This is a genomic window from Methylobacterium sp. 10 (assembly GCF_000519085.1).
GTDB lineage: Bacteria > Pseudomonadota > Alphaproteobacteria > Rhizobiales > Beijerinckiaceae > Methylobacterium.
This window is the reverse complement of sequence record NZ_KI912577.1, coordinates 253,607-269,889: the sequence shown is the minus strand read 5'-3', so window position 1 is coordinate 269,889 and position 16,283 is coordinate 253,607. Positions and strand designations below refer to the sequence as shown.

Here is a 16,283-nt window from a genome sequence, read left to right as displayed (position 1 = left end):
TATTCTATACTTCAAGTTGTTTTTTTAGAGAAAACGGCCGGTCCCTCGCGTCAAGAGGGAGGATCCTTTCGACGCCTTCGAGGAGGCAAAGGGGCATCTGGATGAGGTGGTCGAATCGAAGAGGGCGTTCTCGTGCCTCGTTCACCGACCTATCCGGTCGAGGGGCCTCTTGGATCCGCAGACGCGGAATCAGCTCTTCACCTTCTCCCAGAAGGCGGATTTCCGTCCGTGCGCCTTCCGCAGGGCGTCACGGTAGGTGGCATGGTCCGGGGTGAGGTCGCCCGGTTCGAGCCGCTGCGCCAGGGCATCGAGGTTCAGGAGGTGGCGTGCGCCGTAACCGTAGGCACTGGAGCGGCCCTTACTCAGCATGTCGTCGATCATGCAGCGGTAGAGCAGGCTCGCCGCCTTCGGGCTCGCCTCTTCCAGGGCCTCCGCCGCGGGAGCTAGGATTTCATAGCGGTTGCCGTCCCATGTCGCGGCCTTATCGATGACGAGGCGCGCGGCGTGGTCGAGCTTGGGCCAATGCACAAAGAAATGGAGGGCGCGGTAGGGGTCGGCGTAAGCGGCCGCATGGTCGAAGGCGCGCTCGATCGCCTCCTCGTCCTCGAAATCGGGAAGCTTGGCGACGTAATCGCGCAGAACCTCGCGGTCGAGTCGAGCTTCGAAACAGGCCCAGCGCTTCCCCTGCGCATCCTCTCTGCGGCCGAGAGCGTCGAGAATACGGATTTCGAGGGAGACCCGCTCGCGAAGGGGCGCCTCCGGATCGAAGCTTCCCGTCAACATCTGCTCGCGGGTGACGACAACGACACCGCGCTTCTGCGACCGCCCGATCCAATCGAGCGCTTCCGCGGGGCGGTTCGCCGAGAGCAGGCGCTCGGCTACGGCCATCGTGTCGGGATGGTCGGGGGAAATCGTCTGTTCCAGGGCGATGAAAGCCTCGACGTCGCCGCGCCGGTCGGCGAGGGCCTGTCGCATCCGTATCAGGCGCATACGCTCCATCTTCCGGTCCCAGCCCTGCGTGCTGAAGGCGGCCGATCGGGCCGTTGGCTTACCGGACCCTTTCGGCTCCGGTGGCGTCGCCGATGCGAGGGCCGCGTCGACCGGTTCCAATGCGGTTTCGGGCAGGCCCTCCACCACCGTGAGCAACAGGGCATCGAGGATGCCGAATCCGTCCGTCTCGAGAAGCGGCACCAGTTTCACGGCCAATTGGGCGGCGTCCGCCGGGGGGAGTCGAAGGGCCAGGTCGGCGGCGGCATGAGTCGCCCGTTCGTAGACTCCCACCACCTGACCGCTCGAATCGTCGACGCGCTCCAGCACCCCCTGAGCTCCGCCGATGAAACGGATCAACCGGTTGAGGGCGGCGTCCACGTCGAGGGGAGCCAGTTCCGAGACGATGGTGGAAACCGTGGCGTCGAGATCGGCGGCGAAGGCGCGTCGCTTCTGCCAGTCGATATAGCCGTGGGCCCGCTCCAGGGCGGTGAGTCGACGATCGACGAGAGCGGCGACGGCATCGGGGCCCTGCAATCCGGCGATCGCCGCGGTGACGAGCTTCTTGAAGGCGGGATTGCGCGCGGTCTCGTCGAAGACCAGACCGATCAACCGTTCGAGTCCCAGCGGCGCCAGAGTCTCGGGCGACGGCGTGGTCTTACGCGAGACGCGCTTCGGCTTCTCCGCTGCGACCGCCTCCGTCTTCGCGACCGCTTTCACCGTTGCCCTGCGCGCCATATTTCCCGCCTCCGCCTCCGAAGGACAACCTGTGGCGGCCGGGCTTTGCCATCAAGGCCCGAGGAGATCGACCAGGAACGGGATCAGCGGCGCATCGGCCGGGGGCATCGGCTGGTCCTTGAGATCGCGCGGGCGCACCCATTTCAGGGCCTGCCCCTCCATGGAACGAGCCATGCCCTCCCAGCGGCGGCAGACATAAAGCGGCATCAGCAGGTGAAAGTCGGGATAGGCGTGGCTGGCGAAGGTGAGGGGGGCGAGGCAGGGCTCCTTCACCTCGATCCCGATCTCCTCGCGCAATTCCCGGATGAGGGTCTCCACCGGCCGCTCTCCCGCCTCGACCTTACCGCCGGGGAACTCCCAGAGACCGGCGAGCTGCTTGCCCTCCGGGCGCTGGGCCAGGAGAACGCGGCCATCCGCATCCACCAAGGCGACCGCCACCACGAGGAGGATGCGGAACGGAGGCGGCGTCACGGCAGGATCGCGAAGCTGGCCGAGACCTCGGCGCTCGTCTCGATCGTGCCCGCCGCGAGCGGCACCGGCACGCCGGAGCGCTTGGACCGCATCGGAGCCGCCGCCATCGCCATCGGCATCCCGCCGCCCTGGGGCGTCGTCTGGATCAGCAGGGGCGCTCCGAGCTTCACCCCTGCGGCCTCGGCGAGACGTCCGGCCTGCGCCATCGCATCCTTCATGGCCGCCACCTGCACGGTGGCTTCCGCCGCGTTGGGATCCCTCAGGCCGAACGCCACGCCCTCGATCCGGTTGGCGCCCGCGTCCAAAGCCTTGCGCATCAGTTCGCCGAGCTTGCCCATATCGGCGAGGCGGACCCGCACGCTGTTGGCGGCGCGGTAGCCGTCCGGCTTCTCGGTGGTGCTGCCGTCGGGCTGGCGCACCTCCCGCGTCGCCTGGGTGAGGGCGACCGCCGTCGTGCCGATATCCGTCTCGCCGACGCCGAACCCGGACGACAGCGCGATGAGCGCGCGGACGACATTGCTCGCTCCGTCGAGGGCGGCGGCGGGCGTCGCACCCCTGGCCTCGATCCCGATCTCCACCGAGGCGAAGTCCGGTGGCGTCTCGGCGCGGGCGCGGCCCGTCACCACGATGCGGCTCTCGTGCTTGCCCTTATCGTCGTCCGCCCAGGCGGGGATGGCGAGGGCGGGAATCGTGAGGGCGAGGACGAGGCTCGCCGCCGCCGCCCGGTGGAGGAGGCACCTCATGAGCGGTAATCCCCGTTGATCTCGATATAGCCCTTGGTCAGGTCGCAGGTCCAAACCCGCGCCGTGCCGTCACCGAGACCGAGGTCCACAGTCACCGAGACATCGGATTCGCGCATGACGGCGCTCGCCGCCGCCTCGCTGTAATCCGGGTCGCGGGCGCCTTCGCGGGCGACGCGGACGTCGCCGAACCAGATCGCGAGGCGATCGCGGTCGGCGGGCTCGCCGGCCTTGCCCACCGCCATCACGACGCGGCCCCAATTGGCATCCTCGCCGGCGATGGCCGTCTTCACCAGGGGCGAGTTGGCGATGGACATGCCGATGCGGTGCGCGGAAGCATCACTCGTCGCCCCCTTCACGTTGACGGTGACGAACTTGCGCGCGCCCTCGCCATCCTTGGCCACGAGCTGCGCCAGCTCGATCAAGAGGTCGTCCAGCGCCGCCCGGAAGCCCGACAGGCGGGCGTCACCCGGATCGGTCACGGGCGCGTTGCCGGCGGCTCCGGTGGCGAACAGCATCAGCGTGTCGGAGGTGGAGGTGTCGCCGTCCACCGTCACGCAGTTGAAGCTGGTCTGCGTGCCGGCGCTCAGAAGCGTCTGCAGCACGACCTGCGGCAGGGCCGCGTCGGTGAAGACGAAGCTCAGCATCGTCGCCATGTCGGGGGCGATCATGCCCGCACCCTTGGCGATGCCGTTGATCGTCACGTGCGTCCCGTCGATCGTCGCCGTGCGGGTGGCGAGCTTGGGGAACGTGTCGGTGGTCATGATCGCCTGCGCCGCCGCCGCCCAGGCTTCGGGGCCGGTCTCGGTCCGCGAGGCGCAATCCGCCAGCACACCTTCGAACTTCGTCGCGTCGAGGGGCTCGCCGATGACGCCGGTAGAGGCGATGAAGATCTCGTCGGGCCGGCATCCGGCCGCCTCGGCACCGATCTTGGCGGTCAGCGCCACGGCGTCCCGGCCGCGCGCGCCGGTGAAGGCGTTGGCGTTGCCGGAATTGACGATCAGCGCGCGGGCGCCTTCGCGCGCCAGCGCCTCGCGACACCAATCCACGGGGGCCGAGGGGCATTTGGAGCGGGTGAACACCCCCGCCGCCTGCGTTCCCGGCTGCATCGCCAGGTAGAGCACGTCGGTGCGCCCGGAATAGCGGATGCCGGCCTGCGCGGTGGCGATGCCGACGCCGCCGATGGGTGGAAGCTCGGGCACGCTCGTCGGGGCGAGGGGCGAGACGGGAGTGGCTTTGGCTGATGACATCGGTCGGTCCGGCTCCGGCTGTCCGCCGCGAACGATAGCATCGCGCGGCGGGGCCGTGTTGCCCCGTGCGCTGGCGCCCCGTCAACCGCAGGAGCGGCGGATGCTCCGCCGATCAGGGAACAGTCGAGCGGGCGAGGAATTCCCTTGCATACAGGTCGCCTACTGGCAAAGGCTCCTTGTCTTGCGACACCATCGCATCCTACGATGCTGCGTCGCACAGTGATCGCTGTGCCGGTGGCGGCTCGTGCCGATCCAGGCATGTCCCGACAGGAACGAGGAGTTTCCATCATGGAATCGACGGCTTCCACCGGTGGAGCCTATGGCGTTCAGGTTCTGATCGCCGGACGACAGAAGCATTGGCGCGACGAGGTCGCCTCGCAGATCCGGCGTGCCGGTTACTCGGCGACCACCGTCGATTCAGGTGTCGATGCGATGACCGTCCTGGCGCTCGGCCTTCCGGTCGATGTACTGGTGACCGACATCAGCCTCAAGGGCGAGTTGTGCTCCACCAAGCTGGTCCTGGAGGCACGCGCATTGCGGCCCGACCTGCGCATCGTCTTCGCCAACGAGCCGTCATGCGACCCTCTGCCCGAGGTGATCGACGAGGCGGGCGAGGATGTGTTCGTGACGAACGACGTGAGGAACGACGCGGTCGCCAGCACCGTGCGCGAGGCGCTCTGCACGCGCAATTGAGACGGCTTGTTCAGACCCGGGACGAGGAACGAGAGAGGCGTCCGAGGCAACGAAGTCTCGGCCGCCTCTCTCGTTTCATGACCGCCGCTTGGATGCGCGGCGAGATAGATCTCAGGGGGCCGTCTTTCTCTCTACCGGCTTGGTCTCGGACGCCTTCGTGTCCACCGGCTTCGCGTCACCGGAATTGGGCTTGGTCTGGCCGAGATAGACATATTCCGGAGCGGCGCGGAGCTGGTCCTTGTTGGTGTCGATCGTCGCCTTCAGCGTCTTGTCGTCGACGCGGGTGAGCTTCAAGGCGCTGGGATCCACGGCCACGTATTTCGTGCCGATGCCGAGGAAGCCGCCGACGCCGACCACCCAGGCCTTGATGGTGCTGCCCTCGTCGAGAACGATGTCGGCGATCTCGCCGATCGTCTCGTTGGCGCCGTTCTGGATCGTCAGGCCGATCAGCTTGGACGTGACCCGGTCCGTGGGTGTCTGGGCGACGAACGTCGGACGCAGATCGTTGCTAAGGGTGGCGGGCGCCGCCGGCACTGGTGCCGAGCCCGCATTCTGCGGATCCGTCGTCTGAGCGCCGGCGATCGTCGCTCCCGCGAAGACGAGGGGCGCTGCGAGGGTCGCTGCAAGCAACAGGATGCGCATAGGGCGTGTCTTTCCGCTCTGGTTCGGGGGTCGAACTCGGTCCTCGCTCAAGCTGAGCCCTTGCGAAAGGTTCCACCATCGCCGCGCCCGATGGTGGACAGTCCCGAAGACCGGACTAGTTTCGGCAGGGTCGCGGGCGGGCCGATCCCCATCCTCGGCTCTGCAAGGGAGCGACCCTCGATGACCCTACTTCGCCGCCAGGCCCTGATTCTCCTCGGGACCGTCATCGCTACCGGCGCGCGCGCCGCCACCAACGACGGCAATGCGGGAGCCTTCACCTTCGAGAAACCGGAAGGCGGGCTGATCGCCTTGAAGGATTTCGCGGACAAGCCGATCCTCATCGTCAACACCGCCACCGCCTGCGGCTATGCCGGGCAGTTCTCCGGGCTCCAGGCGCTGTGGACGCGCTTCGGCGGGCGCGGTCTGACGGTGATCGCCGTGCCGTCTCCGGATTTCGGCAATCAGGAGCCCCTCGACGGCGTCGCCATCGCCGAGGCGGCACGCCGGAATCACGGCGTCACCTTCCCCGTCGTCGCCAAGACCCATGTGCGCGGCCCTCAGGCCCATCCGTTCTATCGCTGGGCCGCTGCCGAGAAGCCCGGCTCCACGCCGAACTGGAACTTCCACAAGTATCTCGTGGGCCGCGAGGGAGGCCTCATCGGTGCCTATCCCTCGTCGGTGGAACCCAACGATCCCCGCATCGTCACCGCCATCGCCGGTGAATTGAGCCAGAGCTGATACCCTGAGGTCGCAGGTTTTTATCGCAGAACCGGGGGCCACTTCTGCGAAACCTGCTTAGGGGCGCGTCACCGAGGGATGTCGCGGGGTGGGAGAAGCGAATCGGGCCGCTGCGGTCGCACGGCGCGTCGCCGAACCTCCCCGCCCGGTGAGCGTTCGTAGGCAGGATCGGCGCGGGGTGGGGCGGCCGAGGGATAGTTCGACGCGAACGGATTCGCTGGCACGCGCTCGGGGCTCCCGAACAGGCTTCCGCCCGATTGGGCAAAGGCTGCCGGGCAGGCCAGAATCGCGCAGAGGGACGCAGCAGGCAGGAGAAGGCGCATCGCCGGATCTTTCGCATTCCATTCGGTCGTTGACGCCATAGCCCGGCTTCCCACATCCGGCGAGGCCCACCGGACGGGCGGTGATCCGTCGGCCCGGAAGGAAGACAGAGATGGACCCTCACGAATTCGAGCATGACGGCACACGTTTCGAAGTGCGCTTCGAGCGGGTCGCCGAAGGCTGGATCTGTAGGATCCACCGGGAAGGGGGAGATACCGCCCATGTCATGGCGTTCCCTGACGCAATCGGCTTCGACCCGAGCGATGTCCGGCAGTCTCTGATTGCGGGTTGTGAAGCCGCCGTGGCCGTCCTGGATCAAGCTCCGCCCACCCGGCACTGATCCCGCGACGGAACCTCGGACAGGCCCGCCCCGTTCGCCTTGCCGATGACCCTGGTGCCGACACGCCGGCGCCCCGAGGAGAAACCCGCATGTCCGAGATCACCTATCGCATCGTCGAACACGATGGCGGCTTCGCCTACAAGGTCGGCGACGTCTTCTCCGAGACCTTCCCCAGCCATGACGAAGCCCTGCAGGCCGCCCAGGCCGCAGCCGCCGAGCAGCAGGTGCCGGGCTCCACGGAAGGCATCCGCTACCAGGACGGCAAGGGCGCCTGGCACGACGAGACCGCCCAGGGCAACGACCGCCCCACGGCGAAGGTCGTCGATTAGCTCACATCCAGCCCGCGCCGGCCTCGTCCTCCCGTTGGACGAGACCGGTACGGGCTGCGATCCAGACCAGATGCGCGTCCGTCTCCGCACCGAGCTTCGCCTTGATCAGCGACAAGTTGTTCTGGACCGTCTTGCGGCTCAGGCAGAGGATGTCGGCGATGGATGCGACGGTCGATCCGAGCGCCATCAGACGCAGGATTTCCGCTTCCCGCGGGCCGAGTTCATCGAGGGGCGATGGCGCTTCCTGCAACCGTTCCTCCGCGAGCCCTCTGCGGATATCGTCGCTCATCGCCCGTCCGCCGCCCAGCACGGTCTCGACGGCAGCCAGAAACTCCCGCGGCGGAGCGCTCTTCGAGACGTAGCCCGCCGCACCGGCCTCGAAGGCCTTGATCGCCATCGCGGTGCCCTGGCGCATGGTGACGATCACGATGCGCGCCCGACGATCCCATTGGCGGATGTGGCGCGTGGCGGCGATGCCGCTGGCGCCGGGGAGAGCGAGATCCATGATGGCGAGAGTCGGCGTATGAAGCCTGTACAGGCGATAGGCGTCGTCGGCATCTCCCCCCTCGGCGACCACGCGGTAGCCGGGCCGGCGTTCCAGCAATCGGGCATAGCCTTCCCGCGCCACGGGGTGGTCATCCACCAGCAGGATCGTCACGTCGCCCACGATTCTTGATCCCGCCATCACGCCGATGCACTCCCGTTGTTCAGCCTCGGGTGGGAACCACCGCTCGCGCACTGACCCCGCCAGCCGATGGTCCGATCGACAGAGTGCCACCGAGCGCCGCCACGCGCTCTCGGATGAAGAGAAGACCGCGCCCGGTGCGAGTATCGATACAGGCGGGATCCCCCCCGCCATCGTCGTCCACGGTCAACGTGACGGGCCGGTGGCCGCTCTCCTCCCGTGAGACGCGCAGGACGACGCGGCTCGGCCGACCATGACGCACCGCATTGGTCAGCAATTCCTGGGCGATCCGGTAGAGGCTCAAGGCGGCCTGCGGCGGTATCCCGGCGAAATCGCCCGCGACGTCGATGCGAAACCGGGCGTCCTCCCTGCGATGCAGGTTCCAATCCGCCACGAGGCCCCGAAGGCTGCCTTCGAAGCCGATCTCGTCGAGATCGGGCGGCTGCAGTCGCGCCAGCGCGCTTCTCAACGTCGTCATCATCCTGCCGGCGATGTCCCCGATCGCCCGCGCATCTCCGGCGAGGTCGGGGCGGTCCTCCATTGCCCCCATCTCGATCGCCTCCGCCAGCGATGCCGTGGCGGTCAGGCACTGGCCGAACTCGTCGTGAAGGTCCCGTGCCAGACCACGCCGTTCATCCTCCTGGACCTGAAACAGCCTGAGCGTCAGCGCGGTGGCCTCGTCACGGCTCGCCCGCAGCCGGGTTGCCATGGCATCGAAGGCGCCGGCGATCCTGTCGAACTCACTGATCCCGAACAGCGGCAGGCGACCCACCGCGTCGCCTCGCTCGAGACCCCGCAGTCCGGCGACGATGGCACCGACCGGCGCGAGCAGGGGGCGCGCCGTCAGGGCCGTGAGGACAGCCATGGCGAGGGTCATGGCGGTCGCGATCCCGACGATCGGCCGGATCTGCCGCCAAGCCCGGGTGGAGGCGGCTCCGCGCTCGGCGAAGGCGCCCACGGTGCCGATGGAGCGACCGCGATAATCGATGCTGCGCAGGGTCGGCGCCGATCCGTCGAAGGTCAGGTCGAACAGAGTCTGGAACCAGGCCGGCGCCGGATCCCCGACCCCATCCCATCCGTTGCACAGTCGCTGCGCCGCCTCGGCCTGAATCGCGATCTCGACGCAGATCCCCGGCACGATGGTGAGGATCGTCGGCATTGCCTGCCAGTCCGGTGCGGGCAGCCTCCGGCCGTTCTCCGCGCTGCCGAGACCGGGCTGACGGGCGAGTTCGGCCGCGACCCGCGCGGCGGAAGTGGTGGCCTCCTCGTTCAAACCGCTCTGCGTCTCGCGCACGATCCAGGCCGCCGTCCCGGCAAGGCAGAGAGCAGCCACCATCAGGAAGCGCAGCAGGAGGCGGGACAGGAGGCTCAAGCTGCAGCCGTGCTGAGCCGGACGATTCATGATCAGGGCATCCCGGCCGAGAGGACCGGCGCGGTCGCGCCATGCGGCATCTGGCAACGATAGCGCCTCTCCGGGCAAGCGGTGGCCGAGCCGATCGGGAAGAATTCCCGCCTGCCGTCGGGACATCTTCCCTCGCGCCGGCCGAAGACCTGCGCGACAATCGGATCACGACCGACGTCAGGACCCTCACCATGCACGGCTCGAGATCGCCCGTTTCCCTGGCACTCCCCTGCCTGACACGCCGAACCCTCCTCGGCGCCGCTCCACTGCTGCCGTTGCTGTGGTCCAAGGCCGCCGTCGCCACTGCCGCCGCCGCGATCTACCGGGTCGGCGCGTTCGAGGTCGAGCCTCTCGACGACGGCATGTTCCCCTTGGAGCCGAGCATGATCCCGGCCGCCGACAGCGAGGCGGGGCGCGCTCTGCTGACCGCCGCCGGCCTCCCGCCGAATGGACCTTCGCCGGAGCCGGTCAATGCGTTCCTGGTCCGTCGCGGGACGCGGCTATGCCTGGCGGATGCCGGCTGCGGCACCCTGTTCGGCCCCGATCTCGGTCGGATGCCGACGGCTCTTTCCGCACGTGGGATCGACCCGTCTCGCATCGACGCCGTCTGGCTGACCCATCTCCACGTCGATCATGCCGGCGGCCTGCTCCTCCCCGGCGGCGCGGCGCGCTTCCCCAACGCTGAGATCGTGGTGCAGGACGCCGAGGCGGTCTACTGGAGCGATCCGGCCTCACGTAGCCGGGCCCCGGCGGAGATGGGGCCGTTCTTCGACACCGCCCTGGCCGTTCTCGCTGCTTATGCGGGGCGCATACGGCGTGTCACCGGCCATGCCGACCTCATGCCGGGCGTCACCTCCGTACCCTTGCCCGGCCATACGCCCGGCCATGCCGGTCTTCTCTTCGAGGATGGCGGCCAGCGTCTGCTGGTCTGGGGCGACGTCATCCACTCCCGCATCCTGCAGATACCGCATCCCGACTGGTCCGTGATCTGGGACCTCGACCCGGCCGAGGCGTTGGCGACGCGGCGGCGGGTTCTCGACAGGGCGGTGGTGGAGGGGCTGGCGGTTGCCGGGATGCACCTCACCAACCGTGGACATATCGAGAGGAGCGGCGCCGGCTATGCCTTCATCGCCTCGCCGCCATGATCGAGCCCATGACCCTCAGCACGCTTCAGGACTCAAGGCCGGCGACCACTTTTGCTGACATGCTTGGGCGGGTCGGTCATCCCGCCTTGGCGATGGGTGGTTTCTGCGTGACGCTCCAATGGGCGGCCGCCACGCGTCTCGTGGGGTCCCCTTCGCCATTGCCGGCCTTGCCGTTGCGGCAGGTTCGGTTCCGGCCCGTGCCTTTGGCCTCGTAGAGCGCCATGTCGGCCGCCTCGACCAGTCCCCCGGCCGTGACCGCGACGCCGCAGCTCGTCGCCACCCCGATGCTGACGCTGACGAAGCCGAGATCGTCGTTCCTGTTGCCGTGCAAGAGGCTCTTCTCGGCGACGCTGCGGCGGAACCGTTCCGCGAATGCATAGGCTTCGTCGGGGTCTTTGGTGTGCATGAGCACGGCGAACTCCTCGCCGCCATAGCGGCACACGAACGCCCCCGAGCCCGCGGCCGTCTTAGCCAGGAGGGTGGCGACCTCACGCAGGCAGGTATCGCCCGCGCCGTGGCCGTAATGATCGTTGAAGAGCTTGAAGTGATCGACGTCGATCAACATCACGGTGAAATGCCGGCCTGCCAGGCTGGCCTCCCAGAACTCCGAGAGTTCACGGGCGAAGGCCCGGCGATTGGCGATGCCGGTGAGGGAATCGGTCGTGGAGAGGTGCGCGAGGGTCGTGTTGTCCTCGGCCAACCGCTTGGCGCGCAGGGTTTCGCGCAGGTTGACGAGATAATCCCGGCGGTTCGCGGCTTCGATCCTGTAGGTGGCGACGAGGCTGAAGAGGATGCCGGTCATCATGTCGAGACCGAGGACGCCCCCCACGGAGGGAACGATGTCCGGCTTGAGACACAGCCCCGCCACCACGGCGACGGCCGTGATGCCCGACAGGAAGCAGGCCCAGAAAAACCGCAGGGGCAGGGTGATGTTGGCGAAGAGGACACTGAGCCAGATCGTCGCCGTGGTCAGCGAGACCAGGGGGCCCGTTCCCATCCAGAAGATCAGGATGGGGATGCCGGTGGCGGCGAGCATGCCGATCCCGCCGATGGCTTCCCGAACCGGCCCGCTGACCCGCCCTACCGCCCAGATGATGAGCAGAGCGAGTGGAGTCATCGCAAAGACGCGCAACCCGACATTGAGCAGGGCCTGGTCCGGCGTCGTCACGAAACCCGCGATATTGTAGACGTGGAAGACCACCATGCCGAGGATGATCGTGCGACGAATGTCCCGGATGCGCTTCTCGCGCGTGTCGTCCTCGAAACGCGCTTCGAGATCGGTGTCGAAGGCGAGCTTCAAGCTCTGTGTGTGCAACTGCCGATCGATGGCGTCGAGCATGCGCACGTCTGCGCCGACGCTCGAGGCATCGAGCGCTGGCTTCACGTCAATGTTCAACCGGCAAATTGATTGTTCAGTCACGCAATGCGTCCACGCCTCACGGCCATTCGCCCCGAAGGCACCCTAGCCCAAGCTTTGGGCCACCCCGTCCCCAACCTCGAAACTGCCGTTTTGTCCCATCGCTGTGTCAGACATACCGCCAGCTTGGACGAATATACCTAATGGAGCTGAATTCTCCTGAAAACGATTGATCAAATTTGATCGATTCTCATGCAACTTCAAATGGAATTCAGCGAGCCTTCGGTTCGGGTTTGCATGGGACATTTGCGCTTTGCACCCAACCTCGTGCATCTCCCCCTGAACGCTTCGCCGGCACGAATGTGCCATGCGGATTCGTCACCCTTGGAGATTGCCTTGCCGCCTCGTCAGACCGACCACGAGATCGATCCGCTCTTCATCGAGCGCCGCTCGCCGCGCGCCTTTACAGGTGAGGCCGTGCCGGAAGCCGAGTTGCTGCGCATGTTCGAGGCCGCTCGATGGGCGCCGTCAGCGTATAACTCGCAGCCCTGGCGCTTCCTCTACGCCCTGCGCGACACGCCCGACTGGCAGGTGTTCTTCGACCTGATCGTGCCCGGCAACCAAAAATGGGTGAAGGATACCGGGGCCATCGTCATCCTGGTCTCGAACACGCAGATGAAGGTCGGCGACGAATTGAAGCCGTCCTGGAGCCATTCCCTCGACACCGGCGCGGCCTCGGCCAACTTCCAACTCCAGGCCATCCGCCAGGGCTGGCATGCGCATGGAATGACCGGCTTCGACAGGGAGCGCACGATTACGGCCCTCAACGTACCGGAGACCTATCGAGTCGAGGCCGCCTATGGCGTCGGCCGGATGACCAATGCGGCCGATCTCACGGAGGAGCAGACCGCGAAGGAGAGCCCGACCGGACGCCGTCCGATCACGGATTTCGTGTTCGCCGGCGGCTTCGGAATCGCCGGGGAGTGAGGTCTTCGTGGTGCTGAAACCGGCCTCCGACTACGATGCCCTCGTGTCGGGCTTCGCCTGGGACATTCCCGAGCGGTTCAACATCGGCGTCGATGTCTGCGACCGCTGGGCCGGGATCGACCCGGGTCGCGCCGCGATCCACGACGTCTCGTCCTCGGGGGCGGTGACGACGACGACCTTCGGGGACTTGAGCGAGGCATCGAACCGCCTCGCTCATGCCCTCGTCGGGCTCGGCCTGCGCCCCGGCGACCGCGTCGGTGTGCTGCTGCCGCAATCGGCGGCCGTCGTGATCGCCCATGCCGCCGCCTACAAGCTCGGTGCCATAGCCCTGCCGCTGGCAGGCCTGTTCGGCCCGGAGGCGCTGGAATATCGCCTGTCGGATTCCGGCGCTGCCGCGCTCATCACCGATGCGGCCGGACTGGCGAAGATCGATGGTATCCGCCACGCCCTCCCGTCCCTCGCCCATCTCGTCTGTCTCGACGGCGCCGTCGGCGGAGCCCTGGACTATGCCGATCTGATCGGTTCGGCCCCGGCCGGCTTCACGGCCATCGACAGCCGGGCCGACGATCCGGCCCTGATGATCTACACGTCCGGCACCACCGGTCTCGCCAAAGGGGCGCTCCACGCCCATCGCGTGCTCCTCGGCCATCTGCCGGGCTTTTCCATGATGCACGACTTCCCCCCCAAACCCGGCGACCTGATGTGGACGCCATCCGACTGGGCCTGGGCGGGCGGGCTCCTCAACGCGGTCCTGCCGAGCCTGCATCACGGCGTGCCGGTGGTGGCGCGGCCCACCGCGCGGTTCGCGCCGGAATCGGCCCTGGCCCTCATCGCCGAACTCGGAATCACGACGACGTTCCTGCCGCCCACCGCCCTCCGGATGCTGCGCGGCGTGCCCGACCCGCGGGGGCGCTTCGATCTCTCCCGTCTGCGCAACATCGCCTCGGCCGGCGAGGCCCTGGGCCCCGAGACGTTCGAGTGGGTCCGCGGCGAACTCGGTCTCACCATCGGCGAGGCCTATGGCCAGACCGAGTGCAACCTCGTCCTCGCCTCCTGCAAGGCGGCCGGCATCGCGCGGGCAGGCTCCACCGGCCGGCCGGTGCCCGGCCACCGGGTCATGATCCAGCGCACCGACGGCAGCGAGACGGCGGTGGACGAACCCGGCGAGATCTGCGTCGCCAGGCCCGACCCGGTGATGTTCCTCGGCTACTGGAACCAGCCCGAGGCCACCGCCGCCAAGTTTCGCGGGGAGTGGATGCTCACCGGGGACACCGCCCGGCGGGATGTCGACGGCTACGTCCATTTCATCGGCCGCGAGGACGACCTCATCACCTCGGCGGCCTACCGTATCGGCCCGGTGGAGATCGAGGATTGCCTTCTGCGCCATCCGGCGGTCGCCTCGGCGGCGGCAGTGGGCAAGCCGGACCCGCTCCGCACCGAGATCGTCAAGGCCTTCGTGGTCCTGCGTGACGGAGTCGCTCAGAGCGACGCCCTGGCCGACGAGATCAAGGCCTTCGTCCGCTCGCGCCTCTCGGCCCATGAATATCCCCGCGAGATCGCGTTTCGCGAGTCCCTGCCGATGACGACCTCGGGCAAGATCATCCGGCGGCAGTTGCGCGACGAGGGCTGAGGCTCATCCACCGCGCCCAGGTGCGATCACCGACGGCGCGATCACGCCAGGCGAGGGCAGGCCGAGGAGGAGGGCGAGGTCGGGCGCGGCATCCTCTGCGAGAAGATCGGCGAGCGTGTACCGGTCCAGCACCGCGAGGAAGGCCGCCAGGGCTTCGCCTAGGGCCTTTCGGAGCCGACAGGGGGCGGTGATCGCGCAGGCGCCGTTCGCGAAACATTCGACGAGGGCGAGATCCTCTTCCGTCTGCCGCACCACGGTGCCCACCACGATCTCGGCGGGGGGACGAGCGAGCCGCAGGCCGCCGCCACGACCGCGCGTCGTCTGCACGAGGCCGATGCGGCCGAGCTGATGCACCACCTTCGTGAGATGGCTTTCTGAAATTCCATAGGCGCGCGCGATCTCGGCGATCGAACTCACCCGGGTCTCGTTCAACCCGAGATAGATCAAGGTGCGCAGGGCGTAGTCGGTGTAGCGGGTCAGGCGCATCCCGCCCTCCTACAGGTTTTTAAAGATACATTCCCCTTGCATCTTCTAGCGCGCATCGGCGATAAGGTTCATATGAAATGAACCTTTGGAGCCCGCCTTGTCCCAGCCCCTGACGCCCGCCACCATCGCCCTCATCAAGGCTACCGTTCCGGCCCTCGAAGCCCATGGGCTGACCATCACGAAGCGGATGTACGAGCGCCTGTTCCGGGATCCGGCGATGCGCGACCTGTTCAACCAGTCGCATCATGGCGAGACCGGCTCGCAGCCCAAGGCGCTGGCCCTGGCAGTGCTCGCCTATGCGCGCCACATCGACGATCTCGGTGCCTTGAGCGGAGCCGTGGAGCGGATCGCTCAGAAGCATGTCGCCCTGAACATCCTGCCGGAGCATTACCCCTTCGTGGCGGACGCGCTCCTCGGCGCGATCCAGGACGTCCTCGGTAATGCGGCCACCGCGGAGATCTGTGCCGCATGGGGGGAGGCCTACTGGTTCCTGGCGCATATCCTGATCGGTCGCGAGGCGGAGATCGCGCGCGACCTCGCGCACAAGCCGGGTGGCTGGAACGGGTGGCGCGACTTCGTCGTCGAATCGGTGACGGAGGAAAGCGAGACGATCCGGTCCTTCGTCCTGACGCCGCGCGATGCCGGGCCGGTCCTGCGTCACGAGGCCGGCCAGTATCTCGGGATGCTCATCGACCTGCCCGGGCAGGGCGTGCTCAAGCGCAACTACTCGATCTCCTGCGCACCGAACGACCGGGCCTATCGCATCACGGTCAAGCGTGAGGACCGGCCGGGCGAACCGGCCGGGATCGTCTCCAACTGGCTGCATGCGGAGGCAAAGCCGGGCACTGCCCTGCGCTTGGCGCCCCCCGCCGGCGATTTCTTCCTCGACCGTTCGACGAACGCGCCCATCGTCCTCGTCAGCGGCGGCGTCGGCCTCACGCCGATGCTGAGCATGCTGGAGACGCTGGTCGAAACAGGAGCCGACCGGCCGGTCTGGTACGTCCACGGCTCCCTCAGCGGCCGTTTCCATGCGATGCGCGAGCATGTCCGTGGCCTGGCGGCCCAAGCGCCGAATATCGAGGTCCGGACGTTCTACGCCGTGCCGGAGGAAGCGGATCGCAAGGGCATCGATTTCGATGCCGGCGGCCTGATCACGGCGGATTGGCTGGCGCGCGAGACTCCGCTCGCTGAGGCGACCTACTACCTGTGCGGCCCCAAGCCGTTCCTCGCCTCCCTCGTTCACGGCCTCGCCCGCCATGGTGTTCCGGCCGGGAGGGTGCGGTTCGAGTTCTTCGGTCCGGCCGACGAACTCGTGGAGGAGCCCCGTCAGGCGGCCTGAGAC

At 67.6% G+C, this 16,283-nt stretch carries 17 protein-coding genes; 8 read left to right on the top strand and 9 right to left on the bottom strand.

Annotation, left to right across the window (positions count from 1 at the left end; translation table 11 throughout):
- Positions 1-189: 189 nt before the first annotated feature.
- From K368_RS0101160 to argJ, 4 genes are read right to left on the bottom strand one after another with little or no spacing between them, the layout of a single operon-like run.
- Positions 190-1,725, bottom strand: a complete 1,536-nt coding sequence (locus K368_RS0101160) for a DUF6880 family protein (RefSeq protein ID WP_027170791.1) — start codon at positions 1,723-1,725, stop codon at positions 190-192.
- A gap of 51 nt (positions 1,726-1,776) precedes the next feature.
- Entirely contained in the window at positions 1,777-2,196 is a 420-nt protein-coding gene (mutT, locus tag K368_RS0101155) for an 8-oxo-dGTP diphosphatase MutT (protein WP_027170790.1), read from the bottom strand.
- Complete coding sequence (locus tag K368_RS0101150; RefSeq protein WP_027170789.1) at positions 2,193-2,939, bottom strand: SIMPL domain-containing protein; 747 nt, start codon at positions 2,937-2,939, stop codon at positions 2,193-2,195. The genes mutT and K368_RS0101150 overlap by 4 nt, the downstream gene beginning before the upstream one ends.
- Positions 2,936-4,186: a bifunctional glutamate N-acetyltransferase/amino-acid acetyltransferase ArgJ gene (argJ, locus tag K368_RS0101145; RefSeq protein WP_027170788.1), complete on the bottom strand. Its 1,251-nt coding sequence runs from the start codon at positions 4,184-4,186 to the stop codon at positions 2,936-2,938. Before argJ ends, K368_RS0101150 begins: the two co-directional genes overlap by 4 nt.
- A 288-nt stretch (positions 4,187-4,474) precedes the next feature.
- Here argJ and K368_RS0101140 point away from each other — a divergent pair, with 288 nt between their 5' ends.
- Positions 4,475-4,879 carry a histidine kinase gene (locus K368_RS0101140; RefSeq protein WP_051439713.1) on the top strand — a complete coding sequence of 135 codons (405 nt, stop codon included), beginning with the start codon at positions 4,475-4,477 and terminating at the stop codon, positions 4,877-4,879.
- Between the two features lie 111 nt (positions 4,880-4,990).
- On the opposite strand, the gene K368_RS0101135 is transcribed toward K368_RS0101140, so the two are convergent.
- Positions 4,991-5,521 carry a PRC-barrel domain-containing protein gene (locus tag K368_RS0101135; protein ID WP_027170786.1) on the bottom strand — a complete coding sequence of 177 codons (531 nt, stop codon included), beginning with the start codon at positions 5,519-5,521 and terminating at the stop codon, positions 4,991-4,993.
- Between the two features lie 180 nt (positions 5,522-5,701).
- Between K368_RS0101135 and K368_RS0101130 the strand changes: the two genes are divergently transcribed.
- The 3 genes from K368_RS0101130 to K368_RS0101120 all read left to right on the top strand — a co-directional run bounded on the left by K368_RS0101130 (position 5,702) and on the right by K368_RS0101120 (position 7,249).
- Complete coding sequence (locus tag K368_RS0101130) at positions 5,702-6,259, top strand: glutathione peroxidase (protein ID WP_027170785.1); 558 nt, start codon at positions 5,702-5,704, stop codon at positions 6,257-6,259.
- A gap of 433 nt (positions 6,260-6,692) precedes the next feature.
- Positions 6,693-6,920 carry a hypothetical protein gene (locus K368_RS0101125; protein WP_027170784.1) on the top strand — a complete coding sequence of 76 codons (228 nt, stop codon included), beginning with the start codon at positions 6,693-6,695 and terminating at the stop codon, positions 6,918-6,920.
- An 89-nt stretch (positions 6,921-7,009) separates the two neighbouring features.
- The gene (locus K368_RS0101120) at positions 7,010-7,249 is read left to right on the top strand and encodes a hypothetical protein (protein WP_027170783.1); all 240 of its coding nucleotides are present in this window, start codon (positions 7,010-7,012) and stop codon (positions 7,247-7,249) included.
- Position 7,250: 1 nt separating this feature from the next.
- On the opposite strand, the gene K368_RS0101115 is transcribed toward K368_RS0101120, so the two are convergent.
- The gene (locus K368_RS0101115) at positions 7,251-7,934 is read right to left on the bottom strand and encodes a response regulator transcription factor (protein WP_027170782.1); all 684 of its coding nucleotides are present in this window, start codon (positions 7,932-7,934) and stop codon (positions 7,251-7,253) included.
- 22 nt (positions 7,935-7,956) lie between these two features.
- Positions 7,957-9,336, bottom strand: a complete 1,380-nt coding sequence (locus K368_RS0101110) for a histidine kinase (RefSeq protein WP_348625520.1) — start codon at positions 9,334-9,336, stop codon at positions 7,957-7,959.
- 191 nt (positions 9,337-9,527) lie between these two features.
- Between K368_RS0101110 and K368_RS0101105 the strand changes: the two genes are divergently transcribed.
- Entirely contained in the window at positions 9,528-10,481 is a 954-nt protein-coding gene (locus K368_RS0101105) for an MBL fold metallo-hydrolase (RefSeq protein WP_036265850.1), read from the top strand.
- Between the two features lie 76 nt (positions 10,482-10,557).
- On the opposite strand, the gene K368_RS0101100 is transcribed toward K368_RS0101105, so the two are convergent.
- Positions 10,558-11,865, bottom strand: a complete 1,308-nt coding sequence (locus tag K368_RS0101100; RefSeq protein ID WP_027170779.1) for a GGDEF domain-containing protein — start codon at positions 11,863-11,865, stop codon at positions 10,558-10,560.
- Between the two features lie 333 nt (positions 11,866-12,198).
- Between K368_RS0101100 and K368_RS0101095 the strand changes: the two genes are divergently transcribed.
- Positions 12,199-12,825: a nitroreductase family protein gene (locus tag K368_RS0101095; RefSeq protein WP_051439712.1), complete on the top strand. Its 627-nt coding sequence runs from the start codon at positions 12,199-12,201 to the stop codon at positions 12,823-12,825.
- 10 nt (positions 12,826-12,835) lie between these two features.
- The gene (locus tag K368_RS0101090) at positions 12,836-14,455 is read left to right on the top strand and encodes an AMP-binding protein (protein ID WP_027170777.1); all 1,620 of its coding nucleotides are present in this window, start codon (positions 12,836-12,838) and stop codon (positions 14,453-14,455) included.
- A 3-nt stretch (positions 14,456-14,458) separates the two neighbouring features.
- Here the strand turns inward: K368_RS0101090 and K368_RS0101085 are convergent, their stop codons facing one another.
- Positions 14,459-14,941, bottom strand: coding sequence for an Rrf2 family transcriptional regulator (locus K368_RS0101085; RefSeq protein WP_027170776.1), 483 nt, complete (start codon positions 14,939-14,941; stop codon positions 14,459-14,461).
- A 97-nt stretch (positions 14,942-15,038) separates the two neighbouring features.
- Here K368_RS0101085 and hmpA point away from each other — a divergent pair, with 97 nt between their 5' ends.
- Positions 15,039-16,280, top strand: coding sequence for an NO-inducible flavohemoprotein (hmpA, locus tag K368_RS0101080; protein ID WP_027170775.1), 1,242 nt, complete (start codon positions 15,039-15,041; stop codon positions 16,278-16,280).
- The last annotated feature ends 3 nt before the right edge of the window (positions 16,281-16,283 follow it).